The 15,087-nt window shown below is 59.7% G+C and carries 15 protein-coding genes and 1 tRNA gene; 7 read left to right on the top strand and 9 right to left on the bottom strand.

Features of this window, described 5'->3' with window-relative positions:
• Positions 1–8: 8 nt before the first annotated feature.
• From F0M17_RS11915 to F0M17_RS11900, 4 genes are all read right to left on the bottom strand, one after another.
• Positions 9–791 (bottom strand): amino acid ABC transporter ATP-binding protein, encoded by a 783-nt coding sequence (locus F0M17_RS11915; protein WP_066140860.1) that lies wholly within the window; start codon positions 789–791, stop codon positions 9–11.
• Between the two features lie 13 nt (positions 792–804).
• Positions 805–1,596, bottom strand: a complete 792-nt coding sequence (locus tag F0M17_RS11910; protein ID WP_073705867.1) for an amino acid ABC transporter permease — start codon at positions 1,594–1,596, stop codon at positions 805–807.
• Positions 1,597–1,695: 99 nt separating this feature from the next.
• On the bottom strand, positions 1,696–2,484 hold the full coding sequence (locus F0M17_RS11905; protein WP_038992261.1) for an ABC transporter substrate-binding protein: 789 nt from the start codon (positions 2,482–2,484) through the stop codon (positions 1,696–1,698).
• Positions 2,485–2,651: 167 nt separating this feature from the next.
• Positions 2,652–3,989: an isochorismate synthase MenF gene (locus F0M17_RS11900; RefSeq protein ID WP_149597156.1), complete on the bottom strand. Its 1,338-nt coding sequence runs from the start codon at positions 3,987–3,989 to the stop codon at positions 2,652–2,654.
• 292 nt (positions 3,990–4,281) lie between these two features.
• On the opposite strand from F0M17_RS11900, the gene F0M17_RS11895 reads away from it, so the two are divergent.
• Entirely contained in the window at positions 4,282–5,379 is a 1,098-nt protein-coding gene (locus F0M17_RS11895; RefSeq protein ID WP_066140850.1) for a polyprenyl synthetase family protein, read from the top strand.
• Positions 5,380–5,473: 94 nt separating this feature from the next.
• Here F0M17_RS11895 and F0M17_RS11890 read toward each other — a convergent pair whose 3' ends face one another.
• Genes F0M17_RS11890 through F0M17_RS11880 form a run of 3 tightly spaced genes read right to left on the bottom strand, consistent with a single transcriptional unit; the run spans position 5,474 to position 7,842 of the window.
• Positions 5,474–5,986, bottom strand: coding sequence for an HIT family protein (locus F0M17_RS11890; RefSeq protein WP_149597155.1), 513 nt, complete (start codon positions 5,984–5,986; stop codon positions 5,474–5,476).
• Positions 5,986–6,420, bottom strand: a complete 435-nt coding sequence (locus tag F0M17_RS11885; RefSeq protein WP_038992256.1) for a hypothetical protein — start codon at positions 6,418–6,420, stop codon at positions 5,986–5,988. Before F0M17_RS11885 ends, F0M17_RS11890 begins: the two co-directional genes overlap by 1 nt.
• Positions 6,421–6,438: 18 nt before the next feature.
• Positions 6,439–7,842 carry a PucR family transcriptional regulator gene (locus tag F0M17_RS11880; protein ID WP_066140841.1) on the bottom strand — a complete coding sequence of 468 codons (1,404 nt, stop codon included), beginning with the start codon at positions 7,840–7,842 and terminating at the stop codon, positions 6,439–6,441.
• A gap of 114 nt (positions 7,843–7,956) precedes the next feature.
• Between F0M17_RS11880 and F0M17_RS11875 the strand changes: the two genes are divergently transcribed.
• From F0M17_RS11875 to gabT, 3 genes are all read left to right on the top strand, one after another.
• Complete coding sequence (locus F0M17_RS11875; protein ID WP_073705871.1) at positions 7,957–9,564, top strand: sodium-dependent transporter; 1,608 nt, start codon at positions 7,957–7,959, stop codon at positions 9,562–9,564.
• A 2-nt stretch (positions 9,565–9,566) separates the two neighbouring features.
• A complete protein-coding gene (locus F0M17_RS11870; protein ID WP_073705872.1) occupies positions 9,567–9,710 on the top strand; it encodes a methionine/alanine import family NSS transporter small subunit in 144 nt (47 codons plus the stop codon).
• A 206-nt stretch (positions 9,711–9,916) separates the two neighbouring features.
• Positions 9,917–11,260, top strand: a complete 1,344-nt coding sequence (gene gabT / locus F0M17_RS11865; protein WP_038992253.1) for a 4-aminobutyrate--2-oxoglutarate transaminase — start codon at positions 9,917–9,919, stop codon at positions 11,258–11,260.
• A gap of 94 nt (positions 11,261–11,354) precedes the next feature.
• On the opposite strand, the gene rarD is transcribed toward gabT, so the two are convergent.
• Positions 11,355–12,293: an EamA family transporter RarD gene (gene rarD, locus F0M17_RS11860; RefSeq protein WP_038992251.1), complete on the bottom strand. Its 939-nt coding sequence runs from the start codon at positions 12,291–12,293 to the stop codon at positions 11,355–11,357.
• A gap of 238 nt (positions 12,294–12,531) precedes the next feature.
• Between rarD and htpX the strand changes: the two genes are divergently transcribed.
• Positions 12,532–13,410 carry a zinc metalloprotease HtpX gene (gene htpX / locus F0M17_RS11855; protein ID WP_073705873.1) on the top strand — a complete coding sequence of 293 codons (879 nt, stop codon included), beginning with the start codon at positions 12,532–12,534 and terminating at the stop codon, positions 13,408–13,410.
• A gap of 182 nt (positions 13,411–13,592) precedes the next feature.
• The gene (locus F0M17_RS11850; RefSeq protein WP_038992248.1) at positions 13,593–14,186 is read left to right on the top strand and encodes a hypothetical protein; all 594 of its coding nucleotides are present in this window, start codon (positions 13,593–13,595) and stop codon (positions 14,184–14,186) included.
• Between the two features lie 118 nt (positions 14,187–14,304).
• Here F0M17_RS11850 and F0M17_RS11845 read toward each other — a convergent pair whose 3' ends face one another.
• Complete coding sequence (locus F0M17_RS11845; RefSeq protein WP_038992247.1) at positions 14,305–14,793, bottom strand: YajQ family cyclic di-GMP-binding protein; 489 nt, start codon at positions 14,791–14,793, stop codon at positions 14,305–14,307.
• A gap of 182 nt (positions 14,794–14,975) precedes the next feature.
• Between F0M17_RS11845 and F0M17_RS11840 the strand changes: the two genes are divergently transcribed.
• Positions 14,976–15,057: transfer RNA gene (locus F0M17_RS11840), tRNA-Tyr, on the top strand.
• Positions 15,058–15,087: the final 30 nt, after the last annotated feature.

The raw sequence follows: 15,087 nt of genomic DNA, 5'->3' as shown, positions 1-15,087 counted from the left end.
TGTGGTGCTTAGATGTCGACGTGCGTCGGATCGAGCACGCGGCGCAGGAAGTCCTGCGTACGCGGCTGCTGCGGATTGCCGATGACATCCGCTGCCTTGCCTTCTTCCACCACGACCCCGCCGTCCATGAAGAACACCCGGTCTGCAACTTCCTTGGCGAATGCCATCTCGTGGGTGACCACGAGCATGGTCATGCCCGCCTGGGCCAGGTTCTTCATGATGGACAGCACCTCGCCTACGGTTTCCGGGTCCAACGCACTGGTTGGCTCATCGAAAAGCATCAGGGTCGGTTCCATGGACAGCGCGCGTGCGATGGCTACGCGCTGCTGCTGGCCGCCGGAAAGCTGATCGGGGTAGCGGTCGCCGAAGTCGCCCAGCCCTACGCGTTCCAGGTGGCCCAAGGCGATTTTCTCCGCCTCGGCCTTCTTGCGCTTGAGCACCTTGATAGGCGAAACGGTGCAGTTTTCCAGCACCGTCAGGTGCGGGAACAGGTTGAACTGCTGGAAGACCATGCCTACTTGCTGGCGCATCTTGTCCAGGTTCACATCGGGATCGGTGGCGTTGAAGCCGCCGACCATGATGGTGCCGCCATTTGGCTGCTCCAGCAGGTTCACGCAGCGCAGCAGGGTGGACTTTCCCGAGCCGGAAGGACCGATCAGGCAGACCACCTCGCCCGGAGCAACATTCAGGTCAATGCCCTTGAGCACTTCGTTGCTGCCGTAGGCCTTGCGCAGTCCGGTGATTTCCACGCCCGAAGCATGGACTGAAAGCTTATTGGTGTCGCTCGACATTTCCAGGTCCTCTCTATCGCTTGGTCTTTGCGGCGCGGGATTCGAACTTGCGGGCCACCAAGCTCAGCGGGATGGTGATCACCAAGTAGAACAGGCCGGCGACAACCAGCGGGGTGATGCCGGCATCGATTTGCGAGATGCCGTCGCGGCCGAACTTGGTCATTTCGTACTGGGCCATCGAAGCACCGAGGATGAAGGCCAAGGAGGTGTCCTTGGTCAGCAGGATGATTTCGTTGGTCATCGGCGGCAAGACGATCTTGAAGGCCTGCGGGATCACGATGGTGACCATGGCGCGCCATGCTGGCATGCCCAGTGAACGAGCGGCTTCGGTCTGCCCCTTGGGCACTGCCTGCAAGCCTGCACGCAGGGTTTCTGCAATGTATGCTGCCGAGACCAAGCCCAGGGCGCACATGACGTTGACCGGCTGCGGCCACTGTGTTCCAAAGGCCTGCGGCAAGCCGAAGCCGAAGGCCAAGAGCACCAGGATTGCCGGGACGCCGCGGAAGAATTCAATGAATGCGGTGGCGAACCAGCGGTAGGGCGCAAATGACGCCATTTTCATCAGTGCCAGAAGCAGGCCAAGGACCAAGCCGAAGGCGAAGGAAATGATGGTGTAGAAGATGGTGTTCTTCAGGCCCACCAGGATCATGCCTGGGAACATTGGCCCCAGCTTGTCGAAGGAGAAGAAGGCGTAGACTGCCTTGTCCCAGTCGACTGCCAAGACCAATGCGATGATCGCGATGATGAAGATGGCGATCTGGATGGTCTTGCTCATGCGGGCGCGCTGACGGGTGGTCATTGCCATGCTTGATTACCTCTCATGCAGGAAGCGGAGGCAGGGCTGCCAACCTGTGGGCGCAGCCCGATGCCCCCGCTTGCCTTGAAATCAGATGATGCTCGAGAATTACTTCTCGCCGAACCACTTCACGGTCAGTTCTTCCATGGTTCCTGCATCGGTCAAGCGCTTGAGGGTGCCGTTGACCAATTCCAAGGTCTTTGGCTGGTCCTTTGGAACTGCAACGCCCAGCTGCTCGCCGGTCTTGAAGTCGGCAACAACGCTGAAGCCTTCTTTGTCCTTGATGGAGTAGCCGAGTACCGACTGGTTGCCCAGCAGCGCGTCGACCTGGCCAGCCAGCAGTGCCTGGGTCTGCAAGCCGGCATCCTCGAAGCCTACGATGTTGGTCAGGCCCTGTTCCTTGGCGTACTTCTCACCGGTGGTCGCCTGCTGGACGCCGACCTTCTTGTCCTTGGCGGATTCAAGATCCTTGATGCCTGAACCGTCTGCCGAAATCAGCACCAGGTCGTCATCCATGTACGGGGTGGAGAAATCCATCTTGGCCGAACGCTCTTCGGTGATCGAGATGGAGGAGATCGCTATATCGCACTGGGTGTTGAACAGGCCGGATTCGATGGAGTCGAAGCTGGCGTCGATGACGTTCAGATCCAGTTCTGCATCCTTGGCAATCTCAGCTGCGATGTCCATGTCGAATCCGACGTTCTTGCCATCCTTGACGAACTCGAATGGCTCGTAAGGAATATCTGAGCAAATGGTGAGCTTGCCTTCGTTCAGCGGGAATGAACCAGCTTCGGCTTCACCTTCAGAACCGGAGCCGGAACCGCAGGCGGTGAGCGCCAGCAGTGCAACGGAGGTGACAGCAACTGCGGAGGCGAACTTCTTCTTGAGACTACGCATAGGATCAGAACCTACTTTCGGGTAATGCGAGTGGATCATTGCGTAGCCATAATCATAACCACGCCAGCACTAGGCTGAGATGCACCTCACACATGACGCGCCGAGAGTAAGGATTGTTTATGCTCAACCGGGTGCTACCCGGCCATCGTCCCTCGCACGGACTGGGCCTACTCGGCTCCCAAGGCCTGGCGCATGGGACGCATCTTGGCCCACGACTCGGCTAATTCATCTTCCGGCACCGAGCCGGGGACAATGCCGCAGCCGGCGTACAGGCGCATCAGCTTTTCGTCTTCCAGGATTCCGCCGCGCAAGGCGATGCCGAATTCGCCATCTCCACGGCTGTCAACCCAGCCGACCGGACCTGCGTACGGGCCGCGGTCCATTCCTTCCAGTTCGCGCAAGAGCACGCCGGCCTTCTTGGTCGGGGTGCCGCATACGGCTGCGGTCGGATGGAAGATCTCGGCAACATCCAGTGCGGTAGGCAGGGTGCCGGCGGCATCTGCGCGCAACTGGGCACGGACGTCGCTGGCCAAATGCCACACATTGGGAAGCTGGAGAATGAATGGTTCCTCCGGGGCATTCATGCCGTGCGAAATGGGATTCAAGGACGCGGTGAGCGAATCGATGGCCAGCTGGTGCTCATTGCGCTGCTTCGGATCCTCAAAGAGGTTGCGGTGTGCGAAGTCGGGATCCTCGGCACCAGCGGCAGCGCGGTCCAGGGTTCCTGCCAAGACGCGGGCCTCGGCCAAGCCGCCGGTCACGCGCACCAGCATCTCCGGGGTGGCGCCTACCAAGCCGTCAACAGAATAGGTCCAGCAATTGCCATACTGCTCGGTTAGCGCATCGACGATGCGGGCCAAGTTGATCGGGGTGGAACTATGCGCCAACACGTCACGGGCCAGCACCAGTTTGGAGATTCCGCGTTCCTCGAAATGGCCCAGCGCATGGTCCACGGCTTCAAGGTAGGAACCGGCGGTCAGTTGTCCGCTGGTCAGCTCGATGCTGCCCGTTTCGGCTGCCGGCAAGGACGCATCTGCCATCGCTGATTCGGCGCGTGCCAGGGCCTGCTGGTAGGTCAGTCCGTTAAGTTCCTCGGCGCTGCCGGTAACGGTGATCCATGACTTCTCCTCATCGCGGCCGATAACCAGCTGGGGGATGACCAAGCGCGATTCGAAAACGCTGGTGAAGGAAAATGCGAAAGAGCCAAAAGACACCAGGCCGCTGCCCGGGCGGGAGATCGGGTCGATGATCCGAGCCTGCTCGATGACCTGTGCGAACCATGCGCGTGCACGCGCAAAGCGCTCTTCACCGTGCGTGTGCAGGCGGGCGGCAGTGCCGAAGCCGACCAAGCCGTGGCCGTTGCGGGTCCATACCAGGCTTCGGTGACGCAATGAGTCGGCCAGCAGTGTTTCGGGGGCATCGAGGTATTCGAAGGTGATGCTGGTGAGAACAGGAGCCGACGGCTGATGAGCGCTGGCGCTAAGAACGGGCGAATCTGCAGACATGATAAGGCTAAGCCTACCGCGCAATGCCGGGGAAAAAGGCTTGCGGGTGTCCGTGGTCACCCCTGTGAGATCGGCCGGGTCGGGTGAGAAGTGCAGGGGGAACCCGGTAAACTCTAAATCGACCTCTCAGGTCGCTGGTACCAGACCGGTAGGCCCGGCTCCGGCCATGCCAGCAATGTGCAGTTGAAAGCATCGGCTAGAGTGAAGAGATGTTTGCGTGCATCTTGCAGGCAAGATTGCCTTCGCACACCGCGATGGCCAACCCGATGAAAGATAAGTAAGCCGTAGAACAGTGACTGATTCGAAGAGCAACTGGACCGCAGCCGGACATGACGTGTCCGACTCGATTGAGCTGAATCCTGAAACCGCTGCATTAGCTGCGGCCATCAATCTTCCCTCGGGCTTCGCTTTGCTGGCCGAGGATCCGGACTTCGGTCCGGCTATTTCCATGGGCATGGCAAAGGTGGAGAAGCTGCTGCGCGATGCACTGGCCAACTCCGACCCCTTGATCGACGCATCCAGCCGCCACCTTGTCGAGGCCGGGGGCAAGCGCGTACGCCCGCTGCTGGTGCTGCTGACCTCCCTGCTCGGCGAAGGCGTCAACGATGAGGTCATCAAGGCGGCGGCTGTCGTGGAACTTACCCACCTGGCCACCCTGTACCACGATGACGTCATGGACTCCGCTCCGATGCGCCGCGGCGCACCGACCGCACACGAAGTGTGGGGAAACTCCGTTGCCATTCTCGCCGGCGACCTGATCTTCGCCCGTGCCTCGGTGTTCGGCTCCGAACTGGGTCCAGAAGCAGTCATGTGGCAATCACGCACCTTCGAACGCCTGTGCCTGGGACAGCTGCATGAATCCATCGGCCCCCGCGAGGGCGATGATGCCATCGAGCACCACATCCAGGTGATCAGCGACAAGACCGCATCGCTGCTTTCGACCTCCGGCGCTTTCGGCGCGCGTTTCGGCGGTGCGCCTGACTACATCGAGGTGCTGCGCGAGTACGGCGAGAAGGTTGGCATTGCCTTCCAGGTCGCCGATGACGTGATTGACCTGGCGTCCAAGGAAGCCGATTCGGGCAAGACTCCGGGCACTGATTTGCGCGAAGGCGTGCCGACCCTGCCGATTCTGCTGCTTCGCCAGGCGGCTGCGGACGGCGACACCCAAGCACAGCAGGCTGTCGAACTGGTCGATGCGGACCTGACCAGCGATGAAGCCCTGGCGGCTGCTGTAGAAGCAGTGACCGCCCATCCGGCAATCCACGAGGCCTGGAAGGCCGCGCGCAAGTGGGCCGATGATGCGATTGCCGTCCTGGCTCCGCTGCCAGAAGGCACCGTGAAGCAGGCGCTGATCTCCTTCGCCGATGCGGTGGTTACCCGCGAAGCCTAGACGGGATTGAACAAGCAAACCCCGGAAGACTGCGAAAGCCTTCCGGGGTTTCCTTGTGCTCGGGGCCTGCTTCTGCCCACATGCATGCTCCTGCTTATCTGATGATATCCTCGCGGGTCAGCGGCTGCGGATGTTTGGGGGAGAAGAGCGCCAGGCGCAGCTGTTCCGCTTTGCTCGCCCGCTCCTGGATTGAAACCCGGTGGCGCAGCTGCCGATAAAGCTCGTCATCGGCGTAGCGCGGGAAAACATGCTGGTGATAATGCCACACGTGCTGATTGCCCGCCGGCTCATTATGCTGCCGGGTACTCGTGCCTTCCGGATCCCAGGCTAGCTTCATCGCCAAGGCGACGCGCTTGGTCTCGCGCATGACCGCGGCACCAGTGGCCTCATCGAGGTCATAGAGCGCCTCCAGATGCGCGGTAGGAATGATCATCACATGACCGCCGTAGTTCCCGAACCCATCACAAGCCATGATCGCTGCCACAAGTTCGGTCTGATAGATCAGATCTGTGGGCGCGCACAAGTTGTCCTGACTGAAGGGCAGGTCGTTGACCAGCTCGCAGAAAGGGCACGCGTAATTGGCTGGTTCATGGGAACGGTGGAGCACTAGTCCTCCAATTCGGCGGCCAGCTCTTCGAAGACCCAGGCGAACATGTCCAGGGTGAATTCGCTGAAGGTGCCTTCCTCGCTGGTCCATTTGCCCTTGGCATTGTTGCGGCGGTAGACGATTGGATCGGGAACATCGAGCTGGGACGCCTTGAAGCCCCAGACGAACTTCTCTTCCTCGTCTTCCAGGAACAAGAGGTAGCCGTCTTCGATTTCCAGTTCTTCCGGATCGAAGAAGTAGTGGTAGGCCTCCATGAAATCTTCATTGTTGCCCAGCGCACGATAGAACTCTTCAAGGACGAAGGGAATTGGCACCTCGGACTGCGCCAGCCCTTCGCGCAATTCTTCGGCGCTCAGGCCATCGGCCTCGTTCCACTGGTCTTCCAAGTACTTGGGAACCAGGGAACAGAACTTCTCTAGAAACATGTCTGCCATGTCTTTATCCTATCGAGATTAGCCCAGCTCAAGGGCGCTCAACGCGATCCAGAGCTGGACTCGGTCGCTAGTCACATTCGGGTCGTAGCCGGAAAGGTCTGAAATCTGCTGGATCCGGTAGCGCACCGTGTTGCGGTGCAGGCCCATGGACTCTGCCACCGCGCCCACCGAGCCATCGCGGTTGAGATACTCGCTCAACGTCAGCAACAGGTCGGAATCGTGGGAGGCATCGAACTCCTGCAGCGGCCCCAGCACTTCGATGGCCAAATCCTGCAGGGGAACATCGTGGGCGGCGAGCAGGAGCGAGGTGAGTGACAGCTTGGTAGGCTCGTTGACCCGTTCGCCGTGGCGCAATGACTCCAGGGCCTCGAAGTAGCTCCAGCGGATGCCGGTGGTATTCGGGTAGCGTCCGCCGTAGCCCACGCGCGCCGGAATGCCGGCCGCGAGCAGATACTCATCGAGGTGCTTGACCGACAGCTGCACCTTGCTATGCGCAACGATGATTGCCAATCGGCCATCGATGATCGCCGAAACCTGCGAGGAGAGATCGGAAGGCAGCGGCAGGGTTTGCAAGCGCTCGATCTGGCTTGGAGCCTGGACTAGGATGACCGAGTGCTCGCGCTGGGTGTTCAAGCCCAGAGCGCCCAGGCGTCCAGCCGCATCGGCGCCGACCAGGGCGCCGCCGGCGAGGTCTTCGAGCACTTGGCCGTTGGCGTGGCGCTGCGAAGCGCGCAGCCGGGACTTGTTCGCCAGTTCCAGGCCGATCAGCGACTGCGCGTAGTCGACTACTTGCTGGTGGACGTAGGGCTCGGCAATATGCAAGGTGCACTTGTCGCGCAGCCCGGTGGCCACCGGGCGTTCATGCCAGGAACGCGCCGGATCATAGTCGCCGCTGATCACTTCTCCGTGCAGGGTCAGTGCCACTTGGGTGCCGAGCATGCGTTCGAGTTCCTCGAGCATGCTGTCAAGATCCGAGGAGAGCAGTGTCTGGGCCAGCTTCTGGTGGGACTTCAGCAGGCTTTCAACGCGCTTGAGATGATCGGAGTTCAGTGCTTCGGCAATCAGCCGGGTGATCGCAGCAAAAGGTATCTGATAGGGAACCTCGAAGACGGGAAGTCCTACTTCGCGGGCGGCGTCAACGGTCGCCTGCGGTACCGAATCGTGCTCCAGTCCTGTGCCAAAACCCAAAGCTACGGCATCATTGGCCGCAAGGACATGGACGAACTGCCGTTGCGCGGCTTTGGTCTTCTGGCGAACGCCCGTGGTCAAGACAATTTCTCGTCCGGTCAAGAACTGCGAAGGGTCGAGTAGTTCGGTCACCGCACCCCAGGTGATGACCATGCCATCGCGGTGACTGTGTTCAGTTAGCGGCCGAAGATCGAGCTCGTCATGTTCCAGAAGACCGCGTAAACTAATTGCCATATAGTCATTCTAGTGGGAGAGCGAAAAGTTCCCGATTTAGCAAAATGCTCAAAATGTGGACACGCAAGCTCTAGAAATGACCACAATGTGAAAGTTTTGCAGTAGCTTAGACACATGAGCACTCCATCTTCATCGCAGGGCGCTCCACTCGCAACAGAGAAGCGTGAGACTTTCAGCTCCCGAAAGTTGTTCATCCTCTCAGCGATTGGTTCGGCCGTTGGTCTGGGAAACATCTGGCGTTTCCCCTATGTCGCCTACGAAAACGGCGGCGGCGCATTCTTGATCCCGTACCTGGTCGCAATTCTCTGCGCCGGCATCCCGCTGCTGTTCCTCGACTACTCGATCGGCCACCGCTACCGCGGCTCCGCCCCGCTGGCGTACCGCCGGGCTAACCGCAAGGCTGAGGTCCTGGGTTGGTGGCAGGTACTGATCTGCTTCATCATCGCCATCTACTACGCGGCCATCATTGCCTGGGCCGCCATGTACTGCTGGTTCTCCATCACCAAGGCATGGGAAACGAACGCAGACGGCGCCTCCGGCTTCTTCATGAACGACTTCCTCAAGGTCTCGGACAACGTCAATGTCGGGTTCGACTTCGTGGGCAACATCTTCATCCCGATGTTCTTCGTCTGGCTGGTCACCATCGTGATCATGGTCGCCGGCGTGAACAAGGGCATTTCCCGAGCCAACGCGGTCTTCATGCCGCTGCTCATCGTGATGTTCCTGATCCTGGTCGTCCAGTCGGTCTTCCTGCCAGGCGCCATCGACGGCCTGAATGCATTCTTCACCCCGGACTTCGCGGCACTGTCCAACCCGGCGGTGTGGGCTGCAGCCTTCGGGCACATCTTCTTCTCGCTGTCCGTTGCCTTCGGCATCATGGTGACCTACTCGTCGTACATGAAGCGCAAGAGCGATCTGACCGGTTCGGGCTACGCTGTCGCCTTCGCCAACTCCAGCTTCGAACTGCTGGCAGGCATCGGCGTCTTCGCCGCTCTGGGCTTCATGGCCTACAACGCCGGCAGCTCCGTGGACGAGGTTGCCACCTCCGGCATCGGTTTGGCTTTCATTGCCTTCCCGACCATCGTGTCCGAAGCGCCGCTGGGCTCGCTGATCGGTGTGCTGTTCTTCGGCTCGCTGGTCTTCGCAGGCCTGACCTCGCTGATCTCCATTCTTGAGGTGATCGTGGCGGCATTCCAGGACAAGCTGGGCTGGAAGCGCGTCCCAGCGACCCTGGTCGTGGGCATTCCGGTTGCAGTGATTTCGCTGGTGCTGTTCCCGACCACCACTGGCCTGTACCTGCTGGACACCATGGATGCCTTCGTCAACCAGTTCGGCATCCTGGCCTGCGCCCTGGTCCTGGTAATCGTCTTCGGTGCCGGCCTGGGCATGCTGCCGAAGCTGGCCAAGCACCTGAACCGCCATAGTTCCATCAAGCTGGGAACCGGTTGGAAGGTCCTGGTTGGCGGCATCGGACCAGCCGCCCTGGGCTACATGCTGATCAACGAATTGCAAAGCAAGATGGCCGAGTCCTACAGCGGTTACCCTGTCTGGTTCAACGGCATCTTCGGCTGGGGCATGGCCGGTGCGCTGATCGTTGGCGCGATCGTGCTCTCGCTGATTCCATGGAGCAAGAACTCGAAGATCGATGACCCCGAGTTCGACCAGCATCGTGCGAATGTCGAGGCCGAGGAAGTTCCTGAAGCCGCTGGAAAGGAGTACTAGCCATGAGTGCCATCGCGATTGTCTTCATGATTATCTCCATGCTCACCATTTGGGGCGGCCTGGCCGTCTCACTGATCAACCTGAGTCGTCATCCTGAAAAGCAGGACGACGATGTGATTGAGCCAGCTGGCTCGGCAGGAAACTAGAACCTGCACGCAGCATCAGGTTGGAGGCCTCTGGGCTTCAAGCTACGGCTTGGAACGCAGAGGCCTCTTTCTTGTGCAAATGCACTGTGCGACACGGAGTGCGTTGTGCCATTCAGCGTAGTCCGCTGGTGGCCAGGAGAATACTCTCTAGTTATAGAGAAAACTGGGCAAGCGAGCTCACCAACAAGTTCTGGAAGGACAAGCACATGGACGTTACCTACCGCATTGATCAGAAGCGCAAGATCAACGGTCCGTTCCCCGGCCCGAAGTCGCAGGAGCTGACCGCCCGTCGAGCCAAGGCAGTTGCCGCAGGCGTGGCTTCCAGCCTGCCGGTATACGCCGCAGAGGTGGATGGCGGCATCATTGTCGATGTCGACGGCAACCAGCTGATCGACCTGGGATCCGGCATCGCGGTGACCACCGTTGGCGCTTCGAATCAAGCGGTAGCCAAGGCCGTCGCCGAGCAGGCAGCCCGCTTCACGCACACCTGCTTCATGGTCGCCCCTTACGAGAACTACATCGAGCTGGCCGAGAAGCTCGCTGCCATCACCCCGGGCAACTTCGAGAAGCGTGCGGTCTTCTTCAACTCCGGTGCCGAAGCGGTAGAGAACGCCATCAAGGTCGCCCGCATTGCCACCGGCCGCCAGGCAGTGGTCGCCTTCGACCACGCCTACCATGGCCGTACTAACCTCACTATGGGTCTGACCGCCAAGGCAGCTCCATACAAGCGCGGCTTCGGACCGCTGGCACCGGAGATCTACCGCATGCCAATGAGCTACCCGTTCCGCGAGGAAAACCCGAACATCTCCGGCAAGGAAGCTGCCGAGCGCGCCATCCTGGCCATGGAGAAGCAGATCGGTGGCGACCAGATCGCGGCGATCATCATCGAACCGATCCAGGGCGAGGGCGGCTTCATTGTTCCAGCCACAGGCTTCCTGCCGCGCATTGCCGAGTGGGCCAAGGAAAACGGCATCGTCTTCATTGCCGACGAAGTCCAGGCAGGCTTTGCCCGCTCCGGCGCATGGTTCGCGTCGGATATCGAGGGCATCGAGCCTGATATCGTCACCCTGGCCAAGGGCATTGCCGGTGGCATGCCGCTGTCGGGCATCATCGGCCGCGCCGAACTGCTGGACTCTGTGCACGGCGGCGGACTGGGCGGCACCTACGGCGGCAACCCGGTAGCAGTGGCCGCAGCCCTGGAATCCATCAAGTTCATGGAAGAGCAGGACCTGGCGGGCCGCGCCCGGCAGATCGAAGAGAAGTTCTTCACCCGCTTCGGAGCGCTGCAGAAGGACATCAAGGAACTGGGCGACATCCGTGGCCGTGGCGGCATGGTCGCGATGGAATTCGTCAAGGCCGGGGGCAAGGAGCCGGATGCCGCACTGACCAAGGCGATCGCCGACGAATGCCTGGCCCAGGGTGTGCTGATCCTGACCTGCGGCACCTACGGCAACGTGGTGCGCCTGCTGCCGCCGCTGGTCATTGGCGACGAGCTGCTCGAAGATGCGTTCAACGTCCTGGAAGACGCCATCCGCAAGGCTATCGCCTAAGCAGCTGCGATCTAGGCCGAGTACGGCGAAAGCCTCGAATCTCCCTTCGGAGATTCGAGGCTTTCGCTTACTCAGTTCTCATGCCAACCGGTGCTCAGCCCAGCTTCTTCGGTTCGGGCATGGAACCAGTGCGAGGAATTCGCATCATGTCCACGAGTACGAAGATGACTGCAACCCAGACCAGTGCGAAGCCAACCCAGCGTTCAAATGGCATGTGCTCGCCGAAAACCAGCAGCCCCAGGATGAACTGCAAGAGCGGGGCGAGGAATTGGAGTGAGCCCAGCGTGCTCAATGGCAAGCGGCGAGCCGCACCCCCGAAGAGCAATAGTGGAACAGCGGTGATGATGCCGCTTCCGGCCAGGAGCAGGAGACCCGGAACGTCAGCCGAGAACAGTGCCGACTGATCGGCAGCAGCCAGCCAGATCAGATAGCCGAAGGCCAACGGGGTCAGCCAGACGGTTTCAATGGTCAAGGATCCCAAGGCGGTGCCGCTTTGGCCCACCTTGTTCTTCACCAGACCATAGAAGCCAAAGGAGAATGCCAGCCCGAGGGAAATCCACGGAACCCGTCCCAGTCCGACGGTCAGGACAACCACGGCAACAGTGGCGACGCCGACGGCGATCCACTGCAGGCGACGCAATTTTTCCTTCAGGACCACGACGCCCAGGAGGATCGCCACGATTGGGTTGATGAAGTAGCCCAACGATGCTTCCAGCACATGCCCGGTCAAGACAGCCAGCGCGTAGAGCGTCCAGTTGGCCGCGATCAGCACACTGGCCAGTCCCAGCTGCCACATGGCCTTGGCGTCCCTGAACATGGCCAGGAACTGCTTGAACTGGCGGGTGAATGCCAGCAGAAGCAGGCAGAAAACCAGCGAGAAGATTACCCGGACGCCAACGAATTCGAGGGCCGAGATGGCAGGCAGCAGTAGGAAGTAAGCCGGGAGCATGCCCCAAATCAGGTATGCGGAGGTGCCTTGGATCAGCCCATAACTATGTTCCGAGCGGATCGGTTTGGCAGTACTTAAGGACATGCAGGGCGCACACTTTCAGAATCGCAATAGGTCGGAGGAACGGGCTAGCCGGAAATAAGCTGTGGCACCGCATCTTAAAACTACAACGTCCAGCCTCCCGGTATATTCCCCTGCCCTGCGGGTGCCTGCAACCGGGGGTGCCGATGTGATCTTCTCACCGGAACATATTTGGAATTCCAGTCGTTGACTAGACTAGAGAACACCAACTTGGTTTGCTTCATTGAGGGAGTGCATCGCCGTGCATGGACATAACAACGGACTCAAAACCGCCTTTTTGATGGGTGGAATGTTCGCCCTGTTGCTGGCCATCGGCTCGCTGATTTCCGCGGGTACCGGCCGTTCGATGTTCATATGGATCTTCGCCTTGATCGGCCTCGCAAGTACCGCCTACAGCTATTGGAATAGCGACAAACTGGCCCTGCGCTCAATGCATGCCTACCCGGTCATCGAAGCGGAACAACCGGAAATGTACCGCATCGTTCGCGAGCTTTCGATGAACGCGCAGCAGCCGATGCCGCGCCTGTATGTTTCCCCAACCACTTCGCCGAATGCCTTTGCTACCGGCCGCAACCCGCAGAACTCGGCGGTGTGCTGCACCGAAGGCATCTTGCAGCTGCTTAACGAACGCGAGTTGCGCGGCGTGCTGGGCCATGAACTGATGCACGTCTACAACAGGGATATCCTCACCTCATCGGTGGCCGCGGCCATTGCCGGCGTGATCACTTCGGTGGCGCAGTTCCTGATGTTCTTCGGAGGCGGCAACAGCAACGACAACCGCGGGGTGAACCCGATCGCTTTGATTGCCTTGTCGCTGCTGGCACCATTGGCTGCGTCCATCATCCAGATGGCTGTGAGCCGCACCCGCGAATACGACGCCGACGAAGATGGTGCCAAGCTGACCAATGATCCCCTGGCGCTGGCAAGCGCGCTTCGCAAATTGGAATCGGGGATCTCCCACGCTCCGCTGGCGTCGAATGACCAGAAGCTGGTCAACAGCTCGCACCTCATGATCGCCAACCCCTTCGGTTCGCGCCTGAAGCGCATGTTCTCCACCCACCCTCCGATGGAAGATCGCATCGCGCGGCTTGAAGCAATGGCCGGCGGCCGCGGGTACTAAGCCGAATGCGCTGGAGCAGGTGACCGCTCCTGCGGATCGACCTGTTGTAGCAGCGCTCCATGGGCGATCGGAGACTCGCGTCTGCGGGAAGTTGAAGCCCTGGGGGGGAAGCCTCAAAGGCGTTAACCCAGAACCGTGATCGCGGCATGCTTCTCATCAACAGACCACGAGGAGAAAGAAAAATGACCGACAGCGAAATCCGTTTTCCTTCGCTGGGTGATGCGATTGCTGGCCGGTTGACGACAGGTGTGGTGAAGGGAGCGGTTGCCCTCCTGCTCGCGTGGATCATTACGCTGTTCATCGATGTCGACATGGCGTTTGACAGGATCGCGGTCGCACTAGTTCTTGCGTTTGTCCTATCCGAGATTGCGGGCGCAGTCATTGAGCGGCCCATCGTGCTCCGCGATCGCAGGCCCAATCCCGGCGGGTTTGCCTACGTTTTCCTGCCGTTCACGGCGTCAATAGTGATCAGTTTTGTTGCTTCTTACGCTCTCCACCGTTCCATAAGTGCCAGTGCAGTGGTGACGGCTGCAGTGGCAATCTGCAATTTGGCAGAGCTGCTCTGGATGAAAAGTTGGATTCCTGGGCCGACTCCTGAGGAAGAGCAGGCCACGATCGATGAATTCACGGCGATGACGAAGGAGCATTTTGCCGACGATGTGGAGGAGATCAAGCGTGGTGCCAGGGAGAGGACCCGCGACAGGTACTACAAGAAGAAGGCCCGTGACGAGGCCAAGGCGCAAAAACGCAAAGGCGATGGCAAACGGACACGTTGAGCAGTCGGACGAGAGTTTTCGGTAATCCAGCAAAAAGCCGGGGGCAGTTACCCATCCACCACGGATGGGTGACAGCCCTCGGCTCTTGCGAAGTACGTCTAGCAGGCTGAGATGAGCCCTACCGGAAGTTCACGAACTGCAGGTCTGCTTCTTCGAAGTCGCGCAGCAGAGCCATGGTGGCCTGAAGATCATCGCGGGACTTGGACGAAACGCGCAGCTCATCGCCCTGGATCGTGGACTTGACGCCCTTAGGTGCCTCATCGCGGATCAACTTGTTGATCTTTTTGGCGACGTCCTGGGCGATGCCCTCCTTGATGCTCGCTTCGATGCGGTATTCCTTGCCCGAAGCGAAAGGGTCACCGGCATCCAACGACTTCAGCGAAATGCCGCGCTTGACCAGTTTGGACTGGAAAACATCCAGTACAGCGTTGACGCGCTCTTCCGAGTTGGCCTTCATCAGGATCTTCTCGCCGCTGAAGTCAATTTCAGCGCCAACGCCCTTGAAGTCGTACCGCTGGGCGATTTCCTTCTGAGCCTGGTTCATCGCGTTGGCGACTTCCTGGCTATCAACCTTGCTTACGACGTCGAATGTGGAATCACTAGCCATGTGAGTACTCCTAGTTGAAACGGGTCTGATTCGCTTCATAGCCTACCGGTTTTAACATTCAAATTCGGGGTGTGATCAGGCTTACAGCAAAAATGCCCCTCTCGATTTCACAACTCCGGAAAACTCCTGTAGAGTTATTTCTCGTTCCGACAAGAGCAAATGTTCTTGAAGCGAACATACTCGGCAGATTACCCGAGCGGCCAAAGGGGGCTGACTGTAAATCAGCTGGCAACGCCTTCACTGGTTCGAATCCAGTATCTGCCACAAAATAACTCCCGGATCCCAGGATCCGGG

Origin of the sequence: Glutamicibacter sp. ZJUTW, from assembly GCF_008370855.1 — a bacterium.
GTDB classification, from domain to species: domain Bacteria; phylum Actinomycetota; class Actinomycetes; order Actinomycetales; family Micrococcaceae; genus Glutamicibacter; species Glutamicibacter nicotianae.
Note: the sequence above shows the minus strand (reverse complement) of the source record. Positions and strands in the feature narration are given on the sequence as shown.